15 protein-coding genes are annotated in these 13,944 nt (G+C 49.9%); 7 read left to right on the forward strand and 8 right to left on the reverse strand.

Going from position 1 to position 13,944, the window contains the following annotated elements:
• Positions 1 to 123, reverse strand: a 123-nt coding sequence (locus tag ACUVQO_RS19230; protein WP_445927460.1) for a class II fructose-bisphosphate aldolase, incomplete at its 3' end; no start/stop codon positions are given.
• A gap of 230 nt (positions 124 to 353) precedes the next feature.
• Here ACUVQO_RS19230 and ACUVQO_RS19235 point away from each other — a divergent pair.
• The 4 genes from ACUVQO_RS19235 to ACUVQO_RS19250 all read left to right on the forward strand — a co-directional run bounded on the left by ACUVQO_RS19235 (position 354) and on the right by ACUVQO_RS19250 (position 1,902).
• Positions 354 to 815: a DUF389 domain-containing protein gene (locus ACUVQO_RS19235; protein WP_445927447.1), complete on the forward strand. Its 462-nt coding sequence runs from the start codon at positions 354 to 356 to the stop codon at positions 813 to 815.
• Positions 791 to 973 (forward strand): hypothetical protein, encoded by a 183-nt coding sequence (locus ACUVQO_RS19240; RefSeq protein WP_445927448.1) that lies wholly within the window; start codon positions 791 to 793, stop codon positions 971 to 973. Before ACUVQO_RS19235 ends, ACUVQO_RS19240 begins: the two co-directional genes overlap by 25 nt.
• A gap of 69 nt (positions 974 to 1,042) precedes the next feature.
• Entirely contained in the window at positions 1,043 to 1,249 is a 207-nt protein-coding gene (locus ACUVQO_RS19245; RefSeq protein WP_445927449.1) for a hypothetical protein, read from the forward strand.
• A 77-nt stretch (positions 1,250 to 1,326) separates the two neighbouring features.
• Positions 1,327 to 1,902, forward strand: coding sequence for a hypothetical protein (locus ACUVQO_RS19250; protein WP_445927450.1), 576 nt, complete (start codon positions 1,327 to 1,329; stop codon positions 1,900 to 1,902).
• Positions 1,903 to 1,941: 39 nt separating this feature from the next.
• Here ACUVQO_RS19250 and pstB read toward each other — a convergent pair whose 3' ends face one another.
• From pstB to ACUVQO_RS19270, 4 genes are all read right to left on the reverse strand, one after another.
• Positions 1,942 to 2,742 (reverse strand): phosphate ABC transporter ATP-binding protein PstB, encoded by an 801-nt coding sequence (gene pstB / locus ACUVQO_RS19255; RefSeq protein WP_445927451.1) that lies wholly within the window; start codon positions 2,740 to 2,742, stop codon positions 1,942 to 1,944.
• Positions 2,736 to 3,674 carry a phosphate ABC transporter permease PstA gene (gene pstA, locus ACUVQO_RS19260; RefSeq protein WP_445927452.1) on the reverse strand — a complete coding sequence of 313 codons (939 nt, stop codon included), beginning with the start codon at positions 3,672 to 3,674 and terminating at the stop codon, positions 2,736 to 2,738. Before pstA ends, pstB begins: the two co-directional genes overlap by 7 nt.
• Position 3,675: 1 nt before the next feature.
• A complete protein-coding gene (pstC, locus tag ACUVQO_RS19265; protein ID WP_445927453.1) occupies positions 3,676 to 4,707 on the reverse strand; it encodes a phosphate ABC transporter permease subunit PstC in 1,032 nt (343 codons plus the stop codon).
• Positions 4,708 to 4,835: 128 nt separating this feature from the next.
• On the reverse strand, positions 4,836 to 5,843 hold the full coding sequence (locus tag ACUVQO_RS19270) for a PstS family phosphate ABC transporter substrate-binding protein (protein ID WP_445927454.1): 1,008 nt from the start codon (positions 5,841 to 5,843) through the stop codon (positions 4,836 to 4,838).
• Between the two features lie 307 nt (positions 5,844 to 6,150).
• Between ACUVQO_RS19270 and ACUVQO_RS19275 the strand changes: the two genes are divergently transcribed.
• From ACUVQO_RS19275 to ACUVQO_RS19285, 3 genes are all read left to right on the forward strand, one after another.
• Positions 6,151 to 8,538: a protein phosphatase 2C domain-containing protein gene (locus ACUVQO_RS19275; RefSeq protein WP_445927455.1), complete on the forward strand. Its 2,388-nt coding sequence runs from the start codon at positions 6,151 to 6,153 to the stop codon at positions 8,536 to 8,538.
• 243 nt (positions 8,539 to 8,781) lie between these two features.
• Entirely contained in the window at positions 8,782 to 10,437 is a 1,656-nt protein-coding gene (locus ACUVQO_RS19280; protein ID WP_445927456.1) for a CHAT domain-containing protein, read from the forward strand.
• A gap of 186 nt (positions 10,438 to 10,623) precedes the next feature.
• Entirely contained in the window at positions 10,624 to 11,328 is a 705-nt protein-coding gene (locus tag ACUVQO_RS19285; protein ID WP_445927457.1) for a hypothetical protein, read from the forward strand.
• Positions 11,329 to 11,453: 125 nt separating this feature from the next.
• Here ACUVQO_RS19285 and ACUVQO_RS19290 read toward each other — a convergent pair whose 3' ends face one another.
• From ACUVQO_RS19290 to def, 3 genes are all read right to left on the reverse strand, one after another.
• Positions 11,454 to 12,857 carry a PrsW family glutamic-type intramembrane protease gene (locus tag ACUVQO_RS19290; RefSeq protein ID WP_445927458.1) on the reverse strand — a complete coding sequence of 468 codons (1,404 nt, stop codon included), beginning with the start codon at positions 12,855 to 12,857 and terminating at the stop codon, positions 11,454 to 11,456.
• Between the two features lie 77 nt (positions 12,858 to 12,934).
• Complete coding sequence (locus ACUVQO_RS19295) at positions 12,935 to 13,129, reverse strand: hypothetical protein (protein WP_233747589.1); 195 nt, start codon at positions 13,127 to 13,129, stop codon at positions 12,935 to 12,937.
• A gap of 110 nt (positions 13,130 to 13,239) precedes the next feature.
• On the reverse strand, positions 13,240 to 13,818 hold the full coding sequence (gene def / locus ACUVQO_RS19300; protein WP_445927459.1) for a peptide deformylase: 579 nt from the start codon (positions 13,816 to 13,818) through the stop codon (positions 13,240 to 13,242).
• Positions 13,819 to 13,944 lie beyond the last annotated feature (126 nt).

Consider the following 13,944-nt stretch of genomic DNA (forward strand, 5'->3'; position numbering starts at 1 on the left):
GTTGTTGTCTACCGCCGCGCTGATCACCGCTTTTACCCCTTCCAGGTTGTACACATTAAACGCCCCGATCGCATAACTATTACGTCGAGCCGTTTCCAGCAATTCCTGTGTTGAACTCAGCACGGTTCCTTCTCCTAACCAACAACAGTCTGTTCTCTCTATTCTCGGTGGTTTAGGCTGCGATCGAACCCACTGTTAAAAAGATGGGGCGGATGCAGCCCCTACAATCTCCATTCACTGTTTTGTGATAGAAAAGTACTCATGCCCCCGAAAGGGCTTGCAATCCTCAGAAGAGGCAGAGGTGCTAAACAAAATCCGCGATCGCTTCCGAACCTGACTTTTCCTTTCTGATTTTGATTATCAGCTCCTGTGCGATCGCCACCTTTGGCCTCCTGGCCAACAGCGCGGCAGTGATTATTGGTGCTATGATCATCGCCCCGTTGATGCTGCTGCCAGTTCGCGGGATTGCCTTTGGTGCGCTCGAAGGCGATGTGGCGCTGTTGCGTCGGGGAATCACCTCGATCATGGTGGGAACGATGCTGGCTCTTGGTTTGGCCTGTGGGCTGGGTCGGTTGGTAGGCATCTCCAATTTTGGCACTGAGGTACTGGCGCGAGGGGAGCCAACCCTACTGGATCTGGGGGTTGCAGTGGTAGCTGGTGGCATCAGCGGCTACGCCAAAGTGCAGCCCAAGATTTCTGGGAGTTTGGCAGGAACCGCGATCGCCGTTGCCCTGATGCCACCAATTTGTGTAATTGGACTGGGTATCTCCCAGGCTGACTGGTCGCTCAGTTGGGGGGCACCCTGCTCTACCTGACCAATCTACTGGGCATTATTCTGGCCTGTATGCTGACCTTTTTGGTTGCGGGTTATGCCTCCTTTACCCGTGCCCGCAAGGCACTGTTCCTGACCCTGGCCAGCACAGCAGTTCTGCTCATCCCTCTGGGGCTCAGTTTTGGTCAACTGGTACGCTAGTCCCAACTGGAAGCTAGCCTGCGGGAGGCTCTGCTGAATCGCACTATCACATTTCAACGCATTGAACTAATGACCAGTCGCGTCAACTGGTTGACTGACCCACCAGAGATACGGCTGAACGTCCGGCCGAGGGAGCCAATCACCCTTATACAGGTCGCGCTCCTGGAGGGTTTTGTCCAAGCAGAAATGGGGCAATGGTTTACCCTGATATTTGTAGTGGGAGATATTTGTAGTGGGACAGCCGGAGGAAATTCGGCGAGAGGACAAGCTGCATAATTGAGTGATACCGCACGATCATAGATACTGCACGATCATAGAAGGTAAGGGGCATACCAACATTAGGGCACTGCACTATGGGAAAGCACAAAAAGGGCAAACCGGAGTGGATGAAACAAACCCTGGAATTGAAGGAAGATCATCACTGGAAGAGTAAGCCCGGTTACAAGATTTTTGTAGCCGATCGGGGGGCAGTCCGATTTGATATTCCCAGAGGTTGGCATCTAGAACCTGGCAAAAACTCTTTCAAATTCATGGAAAAGCAGCCCCCCAACAATGATTGTTGCCTGGAGATGTCCTTTAACCACCTTCCCCCCGCCGACTATAGCCTCTTTCCTCTAGCGGCCATGCTCAAGAAAATTGCTGAACAGGATAGTCGCGATGTAATTGAACGGGGAGAGGTCATTACCTTGAATCGGCAAACCGCCCGCATTGTCTGGGTGGAATTAAAGTTTATCGATTCCAATGAAAACCGAGAAGCTTACTCACGGATTTGTGTTGGCTTAGGCTCTAATATTCAGGTTCTGATCACCTTCGATTATTGGGCAGATCAGGCGGATGTGATGACTCCTGTTTGGGATGAAGTCCTGCGATCGCTGACATTGGGCCTGTATATTCGGGATCCATCTACAGGAGTTGCTTTCCCAGATTAGGGAATGGGAAAGCAAACGGTTTCTGAAAATTCCCCGTAATTAACCAAAGCGGCCAGCAACATAATCTTTGGTTTGTTGCAGGGCAGGTTCGTTAAATAAAAGTTTGGTACTGTTAAACTCTAATAACTCTCCCAAATACATGAAGGCGGTGTAATCCGACAGCCGAGCGGCTTGCTGCATACTGTGGGTGACGATCAAAATGGTTAACTGCTGCTTTAACTCATTCACTAAATCCTCAATGCTAGCTGTAGCGATCGGATCCAGCGCCGAGGTGGGTTCATCAAACAAGACGATATCTGGATTAGTAGCGATCGCTCTGGCAATGCACAATCGCTGCTGCTGACCACCGGACAAATTGTAAGCTGAGTCGGATAATCGATCTTTCACTTCATTCCATAGTGCCGCATCCTTAAGGGCGGCTTCAACTCTCTCATCAATCGAGCTGCCTTTGCTTAAGCCCTGTACTCGCAAACCATAGGCAACATTTTCATAAATCGTTTTGGGGAAGGGATTGGGACGCTGGAACACCATACTGACTCGCATCCGCACTTCGATTGGATCTACCTTACGACTCAGGATATTCACATCATCTAAATAGATCTGTCCCTCATAACGGTTGCCTGGATACAAGTCATGCATCCGATTGAAGCACCTTAACAGGGTCGTTTTACCACATCCGGATGGGCCAATCAGAGCTGTCACTTTATTCTTAGGTACTACTAAGTTAATGTTCTTTAATGCCTGAACATCATTGTTGTAATAGAAATTGAGGTTACGTACCTCTGCTTTTGGATCCAACTCAGCAGTGCTGGCAACAAAGTTTGAGTGATCGTTTACCATTTCACCCCTTTCCGAAAACGATAACGAAGATAGATAGCAAAACCATTCATGGTCAAAGTCATGACAAGCAGAACTACTCCAGCAGCGGCAGCGTTTACCTGAAATTCTGGTTCCGGGCGGGAAACCCAATTAAACATTTGAATGGGCATCACGGTAAACGGAGCCTTCAACCATTCAAAGGAGATGAAAGGAAAATTAGGCTGAATCGGTGCAGGAGGCAGAAAGGCAATAAAGGTAAGTGCTCCGATCGTAATCAAAGGAGCCGTTTCACCAATCGCCCGCGACAAGCCAATAATGATCCCTGTCAAGATGCTGCCATATGCGCAAGGCAGAATATGATCCCAGATCACCTGCCACTTACTCGATCCCACCGCATAGGCCGCCTCCCGCAAGCTATTGGGAATAGCTCGTAAGGCTTCCCGAGTAGTCACAATCACAATCGGTAAGATCAACAAAGCCAACGTCAACCCTGCGGTTAAAATACTTTCACCTAAGCCCAGGGTGTCGTTGAAAAAGCCCAAAGCCAGAAGTCCGTAGATAATTGAGGGTACACCAGCCAGATTGGTCACGTTAATTTCAATAATGGCGGCCAACCAATTCTTGCCACCATACTCTTCTAAGTAAATCCCAGCAGCTACCCCTAACGGCACTGCAATTGTAACTGTTGTCAGCATCACCAGAAAGGAATCGACCCAGGCCGCCAGGATCCCGGCTTCTTCGTAATTACTGCTGGGAAAAGACGTGAAAAACCGCCAATTCAACCGGGGATATCCCTGCACAAATAGCTGCACCACCAGGGCCAACAGGACGATTGAAGACACCAAGATTACCAATAACCCCAGGATGGAGAAGGCCGCGCTCAAAAACTGCCGCTTCGACACTCCATCTTGAAGTGTCTTAAAATTCTCCTGTGCCATGTCATACTGTGCCATGTTAGTACTTCTCGCGGAAACGTTGGGTCAGGAGGTAGCCCAGAATGTTAAACACCAGCGTTACCAAGACCAGTGTAAGGCCAGCCGCAAAGATGGTTTGATATTCTAATGAACCGTGGGGCAAATCTCCTAAACTGACCTGGACAATGTACGCTGTAATAGTCGCAGCAGACTCCAGGGGATTGAAGGTGAAGTTGGGTTGCAGCCCTGCCGCGATCGCAACAATCATTGTCTCCCCCACGGCTCGTGAAATTCCCAGGATGTAGGCAGCAATAATGCCAGAGATCGCCGCCGGAAATACCACCTTCCAGGCTGTTTGGAAGCGGGTAGCCCCCATTGCGTAAGATCCTTCCCGCAGGCTCACGGGTACAGCTCGCATAGCATCCTCACTGATAGAACTGATCAGTGGAGTAATCATCAGCCCCATGACAATTCCTGCCCCCAGCATATTAAAGCCTGAGAGTTCTATCGGAAAGGTCGACTGTAACCACTCAGCCAACCAGGGCGAACTTTCGCTCAATCTGGCTGGCAGTTGTTCTGACAAAATTGGACCGATTGGAGCATATAGCCATTGCAGGATCGGATTGACAAAGAGTAACGCAAAGTAGCCATACACTACTGTAGGAATCCCAGCCAACATTTCCAGAATGGGCTTTACGGTCTCCCGTACCCGGGGAGACGCAAACTCACTGACATAAACGGCTGCGATCGTGCCCATCGGTACTGCAACCATCAGAGCCACCAACGTGGTTGTCAGGGTTCCAGATACCAATGGTAAAATTCCATACCCCGGTGGATCAAATAAGGGCGACCAATCCTTGCTCGTGAGAAATTCTACAAGGGAAACCTTTTGAAAAAAGTGAACAGACTCAATAATCAGAATGTACATAATGGCTAGGGTTGTTGCCACGCTGGAAAGCCCTGCTAATAGCAGCACAAACTGAATCAAGCCCTCTCGCAGCTCACGGCTGGCTTTTTTTCGATTAAATGGATTAGCTTTTAATGCCTGTGCCGAGGATTGGGGCATAGCCATGAAAATAATTATTAAATGAGGCAAGTGTAGAAGATCGAGATTACAAAGCATTCAGAACATCGTTTGCAAGTCAGGAGTTCTGAATGCCTTGTCCTAATCAAGAGGTTGAGCGGCAAGACGCACAGATCTTACTCTTTCAGTTCACGGCTAAGGAGTTCGTCAATTTTCAACCCGACTGCTTCCTCACCTCCAAAAATTGTTCCGGTCTTTCCGGATCGGAAGCGGTTCATTGCCACTGTGTAAGCTCTCGCAGGTAGTGGAACATACTTCACTGCGGAAGCAGCGGCGGCTCCATTCTTAATGTAGTACTCAACGAACCGCTTCACTTCGGGTTTTTGAGCGGACTTAGCATTGACGTAAATAAACAGAGGCCGAGATAGAGGAGTATAGGCACCACTCTCAACCGTTTGTTTACTGGCAGCAACCCCATTTATCTTGACGGCCTTGATCCGGCTCTTGTTAGGCTCATAATAAGCGTACCCGAAGTAACCTAAAGCACCCTTATCGCGGGAAACCCCCTGCACCAATACGTTATCATCTTCACTGGCTGTATAATCCTTCCGGCTTTGCTTGGACTTGCCGTTAATCGCCTCGGTGAAGTAGTCAAAGGTGCCGGAGTCAGCGCCGGGACCAAATAACCGCAAAGGCAGGTTCGGGAAACCGGAACGAACCTCACTCCAGTTCTTGACTGTGCTACCGGGTTGCCAGATCTTTTTTAACTCAGCAGTTGTGAGGTTTGTTGCCCATGTATTAGCTGGATTAACGACAACTGTTAGAGCATCAAATGCTACAGGCAACTCAATATATCGAATACCCTTTGCAGCACAGGCTTGCATTTCCTTGGCCAAGATGGGGCGAGAAGCATTAGAGATGTCAGTCTCCCCAGCGCAAAATTTCTTAAATCCGCCGCCAGTCCCGGAAATACCAACGGTGACTCTGGCACCTCCAGACTTTTGAAAGCCTTCTGCAACTTTTTCAGTAATCGGAAACACTGTACTAGAACCATCAATTTTAATAACAGCGCCTTGAGAATTGACAGCATTGACTGACAAACCAACCACTGCAGCAGCTGCAGCCATGCCGCTGATTAATGTAGTGAAGCGGTTGGCCCCAAGCTTCACATTCTTGACTACCATAGCTTTACTCCAGAAGGCGAGTGTTAAATGAGACATTCACACAAAGAATACTGGTTCAGGGTTAAGAGCAAAGTGATGATTAGTTATTAAAAGGTTAAGGCTTGGCCAAAATTCAGTCCAATTGAGGATTCTTAACACCTAAAAATATTTCGCACGAATGAATTTGGCTCCGGCTAGGTAGCTCACCGCCTGGTCTAAATGCATTACACCTAAGTCCTGGGTTTAACATAGGAGTTATGCAATCAGTATCCACGCAACTGATCCACCAATGGGTTTAGACGGGTGACGGATCCGGCCCCTTTTCTCTATGCACAGCCCTGAGGCAACTCTTTACTGTCCCAATTCTGTTTGTCAGGCTCCTAATCCGGAGAGCCACCGATTTTGTCAGCAATGCCGCACCTGCCTGCCCAAGCGTTACCTGTGGGCAGTTGGTCAGGCAGCAGAAAACATTCAGCCTGGTGAACTACTGAACGATCGCTATTGGTGTAAACAGAGTCGTATTTTTCTGGACACCAGACCTGGCCTGCTCCCAGAGTCGCCAGATGACTTGCCAAGTGGTCTTGAATCTTACCTGAAACTATTCTCTTATCAGCAGCATATTCCTCAAATCTATACCCTGATTCCCTTTACTCAGGCGGATGGGGCAGATTTGGTATTGCTGGAAAACGCGCCAATCTACCCCTTCAGTATCGAGTCAGGGGCAGGGGCACAGCAGGCGGGCCAATTGATGCCAACTTTAGTTTCTGTTTGGAGTCACAGTCGGGTGATGCGCCAACTCAACTGGCTCTGGCAAATCGCTCAACTTTGGGATCCCTTGCAACAGCAGGGTGTAGCCGCTACCTTGCTGAATCCTACTCTGATGCGGGTCGAGGGGGGACTGCTGAGACTTCTGGAGTTACAGCATCGGTTTGGGGTTGGGGATGGCAATCGCTCGACAACTCTCACACTTACTGATTTAGGTCATTTGTGGAGTCAGTGGCAGCCCTCTGCTCAGCCTGCGATCGCTGAATTTATGGCCGAGCTTTGCCAGAACTTGGTGCAGGGAACCATCGTCACTGGAGAACAGCTACTGATGGTGCTGGATCAGGCGATCGCGCTGTGCGGCCAATCCCAATCCCGACAACTCCGAATCGCCACGCTGACGGATCAAGGCCCCACCCGACAACGTAATGAAGATGCTTGCTACCCAGCCAGCGGCACCACAACGACGATCACGCTGACCCCACCAACGTTAGCGGCAGCAACCAGATCCACTACTCCCCTGGTGCTGGTATGTGACGGAATTGGAGGACATGAGGGAGGAAATATTGCCTCTAATCTGGCGATCGAAACAATTCAAAAGCGGCTCCAGCCCGTGCTCTGGTCAGCCTTTCCACTAGATCCTACCCGATTGACGATCGAACTGGAAGAGGCGGCCCTGGAAGCTAACGATCGTATCGCAGAACGCAACGACCAGGAGCAACGCCAGGAACGCCAGCGGATGGGCACAACTCTGGTCATGGCACTAGGGCAGGGGCCAGAATTATACATTACCCATGTAGGAGACAGCCGCGCCTATTGGATTAGTCAAACCGATTGTCATCAAATTACCCTGGATGACGACTTAGCCGCCAGAGAGGTGCGCCTGGGTTACTCGCTATATCGAGAAGCTTTACAGCAACCCAGTTCTGGCTCCCTGGTGCAGGCACTGGGCATGAATACCTCTGCGTTTCTACACCCCACTGTGCAACGGTTTGTGCTGGATGAGGATAGCTTATTCTTGCTCTGCTCCGATGGCTTGAGCGACAACGATCGCGTGCAAGAATACTGGCAGTCCGTTCTGCTCCCTGTCCTGGAAGGCACCTCTGATGTGGGGACAGCAGCTCAACAACTAGTGACGATCGCCAACCAGCAAAATGGTCATGATAACGTAACTGTTGGTTTAATCCATTGCCAGGTCGTAGATACTTCGGATGGGGCACTAGCTCCTCTCCCAGCCGCACTGGCAACTCCACAAAACTCGCCCTTGCCAATTTCAGGAGCACCGCAGCCTCCCACCTATCTTGTACCGACCCACAAGCCACCCGTTGTTCTAGAAAGACCCACTGCCCCGCTAGTTCCCATTCTGGTAGGATTATTATGCCTCTTGGGGTTGGGTGTGCTGACCTTTTTCCTGTTTCCTAATATGGGTAGAAATGGGCGAATACCAACGGCCAGTGAGCCAACTTTTAGCCCACTTCCTCCGACAACAAGATTTCCGATTAGTCTATCTCCGGCCAACCCTGCTCCCGTTTTGTCGGTTCAATCTCGGGTTCAAGTCACTTGGACAACCCTGGACAGCGCAGGCCAGACTCCGTTAATTCTATTGGCTAAACCTGCTGTTCCAGCCGGAAATACGCCTGCGGAAGGGGCTTTGTTACCGGGGGGAACGGTTTTGGAAGTCATTGGGCAACAAGTGTCAGCAGATAACAAAACCTGGCTGCAGTTAAAAGTTTGTTCTCTGCCAGAGGTCAGCCTTGGAGGTATCCGTGAAGTTCCAGGAGAGGGGTTACCTGTGGCGGTTCCTGGTTCTACCGGGTGGATTGAACAGTCCACGATCGCGCCTCTGGTAACATCCAACCTCAGCCTGACCGCCGCCCAGCTCGGTCAATGTACTGTGGCCCCTGCAAAGCCACCCGCACCGACGACATCCCAGCCCCCAACTCCTAATCCTTAATCCCCAAATCAGAGTTATGAGTTATGCTCCCGCTCACTGCAAACAGGGTCTAGACTGATAGAACGATCAAATTTCATTCTGCGATCGCGTACCTAGAATCTGAACCTTGCCCAGGTCCAGAACCGTCGTTTCTCTGATCGGAAAACAACTGTTCTCTGGTTGGACTTAGTTTGGACTTAGTTTAATTATCAGTTCTGACCCTTAGTAAGGATCCGGCAACGGATCGCCTTTCAGTGACTACGAATGCCTCCCACTGGAACTCCCTACCTGAGCATAGCTGTTACTCCATTACAAGCTACTGGAGCGGCCCACTTTGCCATTCATGTCACCCAAGCCCCCTATCCTGGCGGTCTTACCCTGCGGGATTGCATCTGGCAAAACAGCCTCAGCCAGCTCTGGCAATCCTGGCAAGAAATGTTTTCCAACCGCCAAATGCCCCCCTACCCGATGGAGACTGTAACCCCTGTCGATGCCTTGCTAGAACCTGTCCAATTGGGAGGGCTGTCAACTCGGTTGATGCAAACTTTGGGAATTCACCTGTGGCAATGGATATTTGATGGTCCCATTCTAGGTAGCTTTAGCCATAGTCGGGGAATTGCGATGGGGCAGGGAAAACCCCTACGGTTACAGTTAGAAATTCGAGATCCCAACCTGGTCGCCATTCCCTGGGAAATTATGCAAGAGGCTCCGGGAATGCAAGCGATTTCCTTGAGCCAGCAGGTACTATTTAGTCGAACAACCAGTGATGTCAATGCTTTACCCCCCTTGCGGATGGATTATGCGCTACGAATTCTGCTGGTTTTAGGACAGGCATCTGATCCAAATGGCACCACTGGCTTACTCAATGACACTCTACAAACTCTTAAACTGGAACAGGAAGCGGAAGTTCTTGCCCAGGTTTTGAGGAATTTTGGCAACTCAGACATTGGTACGGCTCGCGGCATCCCAGCCCAGGTGGATGTTCTGGTACAACCTTCTCCGGCTGAGTTAATTCAGTCATTGGAGAAACGGATCTATAACGTCTTGTTCTATGCGGGGCATGGCAAACCTGGGCCAGATGGGGGGCTACTCTTTCTCAGACCCGATACGCCCCTAAATGGCACTGAATTAGCTCAGGTTTTAACCCGCTGCCAGGTAAAGTTGGCTGTTTTTAATGCTTGTTGGGGTGCTCAACCCGATTATTACAAGGACAGCCATTCAACCGAACCAGGAGGAATGCAGGGCACACAGCCAATTCCACGCAGCAGTCTGGCAGAAGTGCTGATCCATCATGGAGTTCCGGCAGTTTTAGGAATGCGGGATCCGATCGCCGACGAGGAAGCAATTCACTTTATTCAAGTTCTGGCCCAGTCTCTGGCTCAGCGGTTACCGATCGATCAGGCGGTTGCTCTGGCGAGACAACATTTACTGACTCTGTATCGCTTCAATCAGCAAACCTGGACGCTGCCTGTGCTATATATGCACCCGGAATTTGATGGGGAATTGCTGAAACCACTGGAGACTAGCGAAACAGGGTTTGGCCCACCCGATATCCCCTCTCAAGTGGCCTGCTTGCGATCGTTGAAGGATGGCCGCGTTTGGCAGATCCGGGGGGGATTAATGCGAATTGGCCGAAGTGCAGACAACGACCTGGTACTGAAAGAAGATGAAAGTGGTGTTTCTCGTGAACATGCGATGATCATCTGTCGGGATAATTTAGGAGGGGAGGCAGACTGTGCTACCTATTTTCTGAAAGACTTCTCCCGTTTTGGTACCTGGATCATGAACAATATTGGCTGGCAACGGGTTCATCATCAGGAGGTTTCCCTGCTACCAGGAATGCAGATCAAATTTGGCAGCACACAAAATGATGCCTTGGAGTTCAAGGTGTTTAACCCGTCGGATTTACCTCCTCTGTAAAACAGGCAGATGGCGAATCGTCATTGGTTACTGATCATTGGTAAAGGCCAGAGGACAAAGATCTCCAAATCCAAAATCGAAAACCCGAAATCCAAAAAATTGAGATGGTTCCGAAATGGTGCATGATCGCACTGTAGATCCCTAAGATAGCGACAGAGATTTGTCTAGTGCATGCAGGAGTCTGTGATGGAAAGGAAATTAGGTTTCGGCAATTCAGGGGAACTCGAAGCAATCGGCGAGCAGAATCTATGGGATGTTCTGCTGCAAAATGAAGATATTACAATTTGTTGGCAAGACAGCCAGCCCCTGACTGAGGACATGGTTCAGGTGGGTGAAAATCCCCATGCTCAAGTTCGGTATCCTTGGAATCCTGCCGATCCAGCAAGCGAAGCTTTTTTCACAGACTCAGATATCCCCTCTATTTTTGCAGATTGGCAGGAAGAAGAGATCGCCGAGCGCTCTCAATCCTTTTTCAATCGACTGGAGCAGGTCTGGGCCCCCATTTCACTGCAAAGCCGTCTGGCAGAACGCTTCTCTACTCGCATTCCCCACTCCTTGCTGGCCGCAATCGCTCAACAAGCCCAAGCCGCTTTGTCCAACACTCAAAAAGCACTCAATACGTCTCTGTCAGTGGCCGATCAGCTTTCTGAACAATTGGTGCAATGCGTTCAAGGTATTATACCTACCCTGGCTGCAGAAGACTTGTATGTACTGGCCCGTCCTCTGGCTTATCAAATGCGCAATGGAGGACTGCAAAATGCCATTGATACAACCCTTGCTCAAGTTCCTCAAACTGATTGGGAACAGCTTTCTGAAATGCAGCGTGCTCGTCTCAGTCTGGCGATCGCCCGGTTTGCCATCCACGAGTTGCAGGCATCCCAGGACGATTAACGACGATTAACGCGATTAATGATTAACTCAGAGAACACAGCATTGCACAGCATTGCATCGACCGCTAGGGGCGAAGTGATTTCGTCCCTGTTTGTTCTATTGCTAGAATTTTTATTACTAGCAAATTATTGATACAAGTGGGTTGCAAAGTTTTGCGATCGGGTAGGAGATAAAGCACGGGCTTTGAGGATAGCAGCCCCCAAAAAGGCATAGGATAGACCGCCCACAATAGCCAGAAAAGCAGGATTAAGGAGGCCGGCGGCATTCCACAGGGTATGGAGTCCAGTAGAAGTGAGATAGCCAACTCCCAGGATCAATTTGCGTTGACGGCGACGCAGCGCACTCAAGCCAATGAAATAGCCCAGATAGCCGCTGTATGCCATGTGTCCCGCCATCAGACCCAACACTCGCGGGATTAAAAGTTGAAGACTGGCTAATTGAGCGGCATCCTGCCCGGACATCAGAGCCGATTTATAGGTTGCAGGTACGTAAACTCCGAGGGTTTCCATAAGGCTGAACCCTACCGCTGAAGCTGCACCCAGTAGAATGCCATCTAGTGGTTCCCATACGCCTAACCGCTCTCGCCATGGGGATCTTAATTGGAGTCCTAACCAATACAGGAACAACACGGGAGTGGCTTTAAACAATTCCTCCATCAACCCGGCCCCAAAAAACATCTTGACCAGTGCAAGTAGGAAATTGGCCTGAGCATTCGTATTGGCAAGATCTCCCGGTAGCAGGTGGTGAAAGACAAATGTAAATAAGTCCAGTACCGGACTCACCAGCAGGAGGGCGGTAGACAGAGCAACCAGTAGCAGCAGCCACCAGAGCTTGCGTTTGCCACAAAGTTGATAAATGAAGAAATAGGCCGCGATCGCCAGGTAACAAGCCAGCAGAAAATTAAAAACTGTGGGATTACCGATCGCTAGAAACAGCAACACCACAAACAGGACGGTAACGGCAGCAGGTAGTAAATAGGCTTTTTGGGCCAGTTGCCGACCTGTGGACAGAATTGGAAAGAGTTGCGTAAGACTGACCGCTTCCCGTGGACGACTAGAAACCAGAGGTAGAGGGCGGGGAGGTGGAGTTGTTGGATCAGTAGAGGAATCGAGGATCGGCCCAGAGCGAAATCTGAAATTCTGTAGCGGCTCTACCGCCTCTGAAAGCTGATATTCAAACACAAACTCTGGGCCATTTTGTCCCAATGAGAGGCGATCACCTGCCTGTAGCACCCGACATCCTATTAAACGGACTCCATTTAAATAGGTACCATTGCTACTATCCAAATCACACACTTGCCAGAAGCGACCACCACTGGGCATTTCAATACCCACTACTGGACTGACCTCGGCATGACGACGGGAAACTGAACGATACAGGGTCGGATCCAGCACAATGTGGCAGCGAAAATCGCGCCCTAGCACAATCGGCTCTGTTGGAGACAGACGATGATAGAGTTGGGCGTTGGTCGCCACCTTACTGGGGAGTAGCCTGAGAAACGCGATTTGTTCATCCTTTCCCGTCATCATGAGAAGGAGTTTGGCACTCTAGAAAAGTGAATGTTGAACAGTGATGACTCTACTGGGTGACGGATGATTCTTTAGTGCTACTGGTTAGCTTTAGCATCAGAGACGGCAGCTAAGAAGCAGACGATCGTTAAAGGAATACTTCCTCCCAAAATGATCCCGGTTGTCAGATTGCCCAGTTCGGGTGTACCTGACGATAACTCGAAGATCGATCCGATCGCTGCGATCGCTGCAATGCAGGAACCTGCTAGAAAAACACCGCTTTTTGGAGTCACTTATTAACCTACCCCTGAACCATCAAAATTTGCTATAGCAAAGGCGTGTACAAACTAAAAATTCAAAAAACGCTCGCTCACAGCCCGGTAGATACTTACTAATCCTTCATTCAGACCAGTGACTTCACCGCTTTGCCGGAAAAGCCATGCTTGGCTAGCTCCTGATTCAAGAGCAGAGCATTTTCCACCCGGTCTACAAACAGCACCCCGTTCAAATGGTCAATTTCATGCTGAATGCAGCAGGCTAGTAGACCTGTAGCTGATAACCGCTGTGGACGACCGTGCTCATCCTTGTAAGACACTTCGACGACGGCAGGCCGCTTCACATCCAGGTAAACTCCAGGAATACTGAGGCAACCTTCCTGTGTTACGGTAATATCTCGACTGGCCTGGGTAATTGTGGGATTAATCAGCACCAGCGGCGGCTTAGCGGATTCTTCCGGGTCACAATCCACCACAATCACTTGTTTGTGAATTGCCACTTGTGGAGCTGCTAGTCCAATGCCATCAGAACTGTACATGGTCTGCAGCATCTCCCGGATGAGTTGCTTAATTTCAGCGTCGATCTTTGCCACTCGCTTTGCTGGCTGGCGTAACACGCGATCGCCCAGGCGATGAATGTTCAAAGGGGCTTTCGCCAGCTTTTTCTTTTCTACCAAAACCTCAGCCGTCATGGATGTGATACTCAAAAAAGGATTTCAAAGGTCGGAATCATTCCGGTTTAGTCCATCTTAGCGTTAATTAAGTTAACTATTGAGGGGTTCGGGGAGCTATAAGTCCCGCGCTGTATGTGAAGCCTCAGCGTCGGGATACAT

The sequence above is a fragment of the Leptodesmis sp. genome, from assembly GCF_052746595.1.

Excerpts from the sequence above, each read along its gene's own strand:
- ACUVQO_RS19245 (WP_445927449.1), top strand. The coding sequence starts at position 1,043 with ATGACCAGTCGCGTCAACTGGTTGACTGACCCACCAGAGATACGGCTG.
- ACUVQO_RS19250 (WP_445927450.1), top strand. The coding sequence starts at position 1,327 with ATGGGAAAGCACAAAAAGGGCAAACCGGAGTGGATGAAACAAACCCTG.
- pstB (WP_445927451.1), bottom strand. The coding sequence starts at position 2,742 with ATGGTAAACGATCACTCAAACTTTGTTGCCAGCACTGCTGAGTTGGAT.
- pstA (WP_445927452.1), bottom strand. The coding sequence starts at position 3,674 with ATGGCACAGTATGACATGGCACAGGAGAATTTTAAGACACTTCAAGAT.
- pstC (WP_445927453.1), bottom strand. The coding sequence starts at position 4,707 with ATGGCTATGCCCCAATCCTCGGCACAGGCATTAAAAGCTAATCCATTT.
- ACUVQO_RS19270 (WP_445927454.1), bottom strand. The coding sequence starts at position 5,843 with ATGGTAGTCAAGAATGTGAAGCTTGGGGCCAACCGCTTCACTACATTA.
- ACUVQO_RS19275 (WP_445927455.1), top strand. The coding sequence starts at position 6,151 with ATGCACAGCCCTGAGGCAACTCTTTACTGTCCCAATTCTGTTTGTCAG.
- ACUVQO_RS19280 (WP_445927456.1), top strand. The coding sequence starts at position 8,782 with ATGCCTCCCACTGGAACTCCCTACCTGAGCATAGCTGTTACTCCATTA.
- ACUVQO_RS19285 (WP_445927457.1), top strand. The coding sequence starts at position 10,624 with ATGGAAAGGAAATTAGGTTTCGGCAATTCAGGGGAACTCGAAGCAATC.
- ACUVQO_RS19290 (WP_445927458.1), bottom strand. The coding sequence starts at position 12,857 with ATGATGACGGGAAAGGATGAACAAATCGCGTTTCTCAGGCTACTCCCC.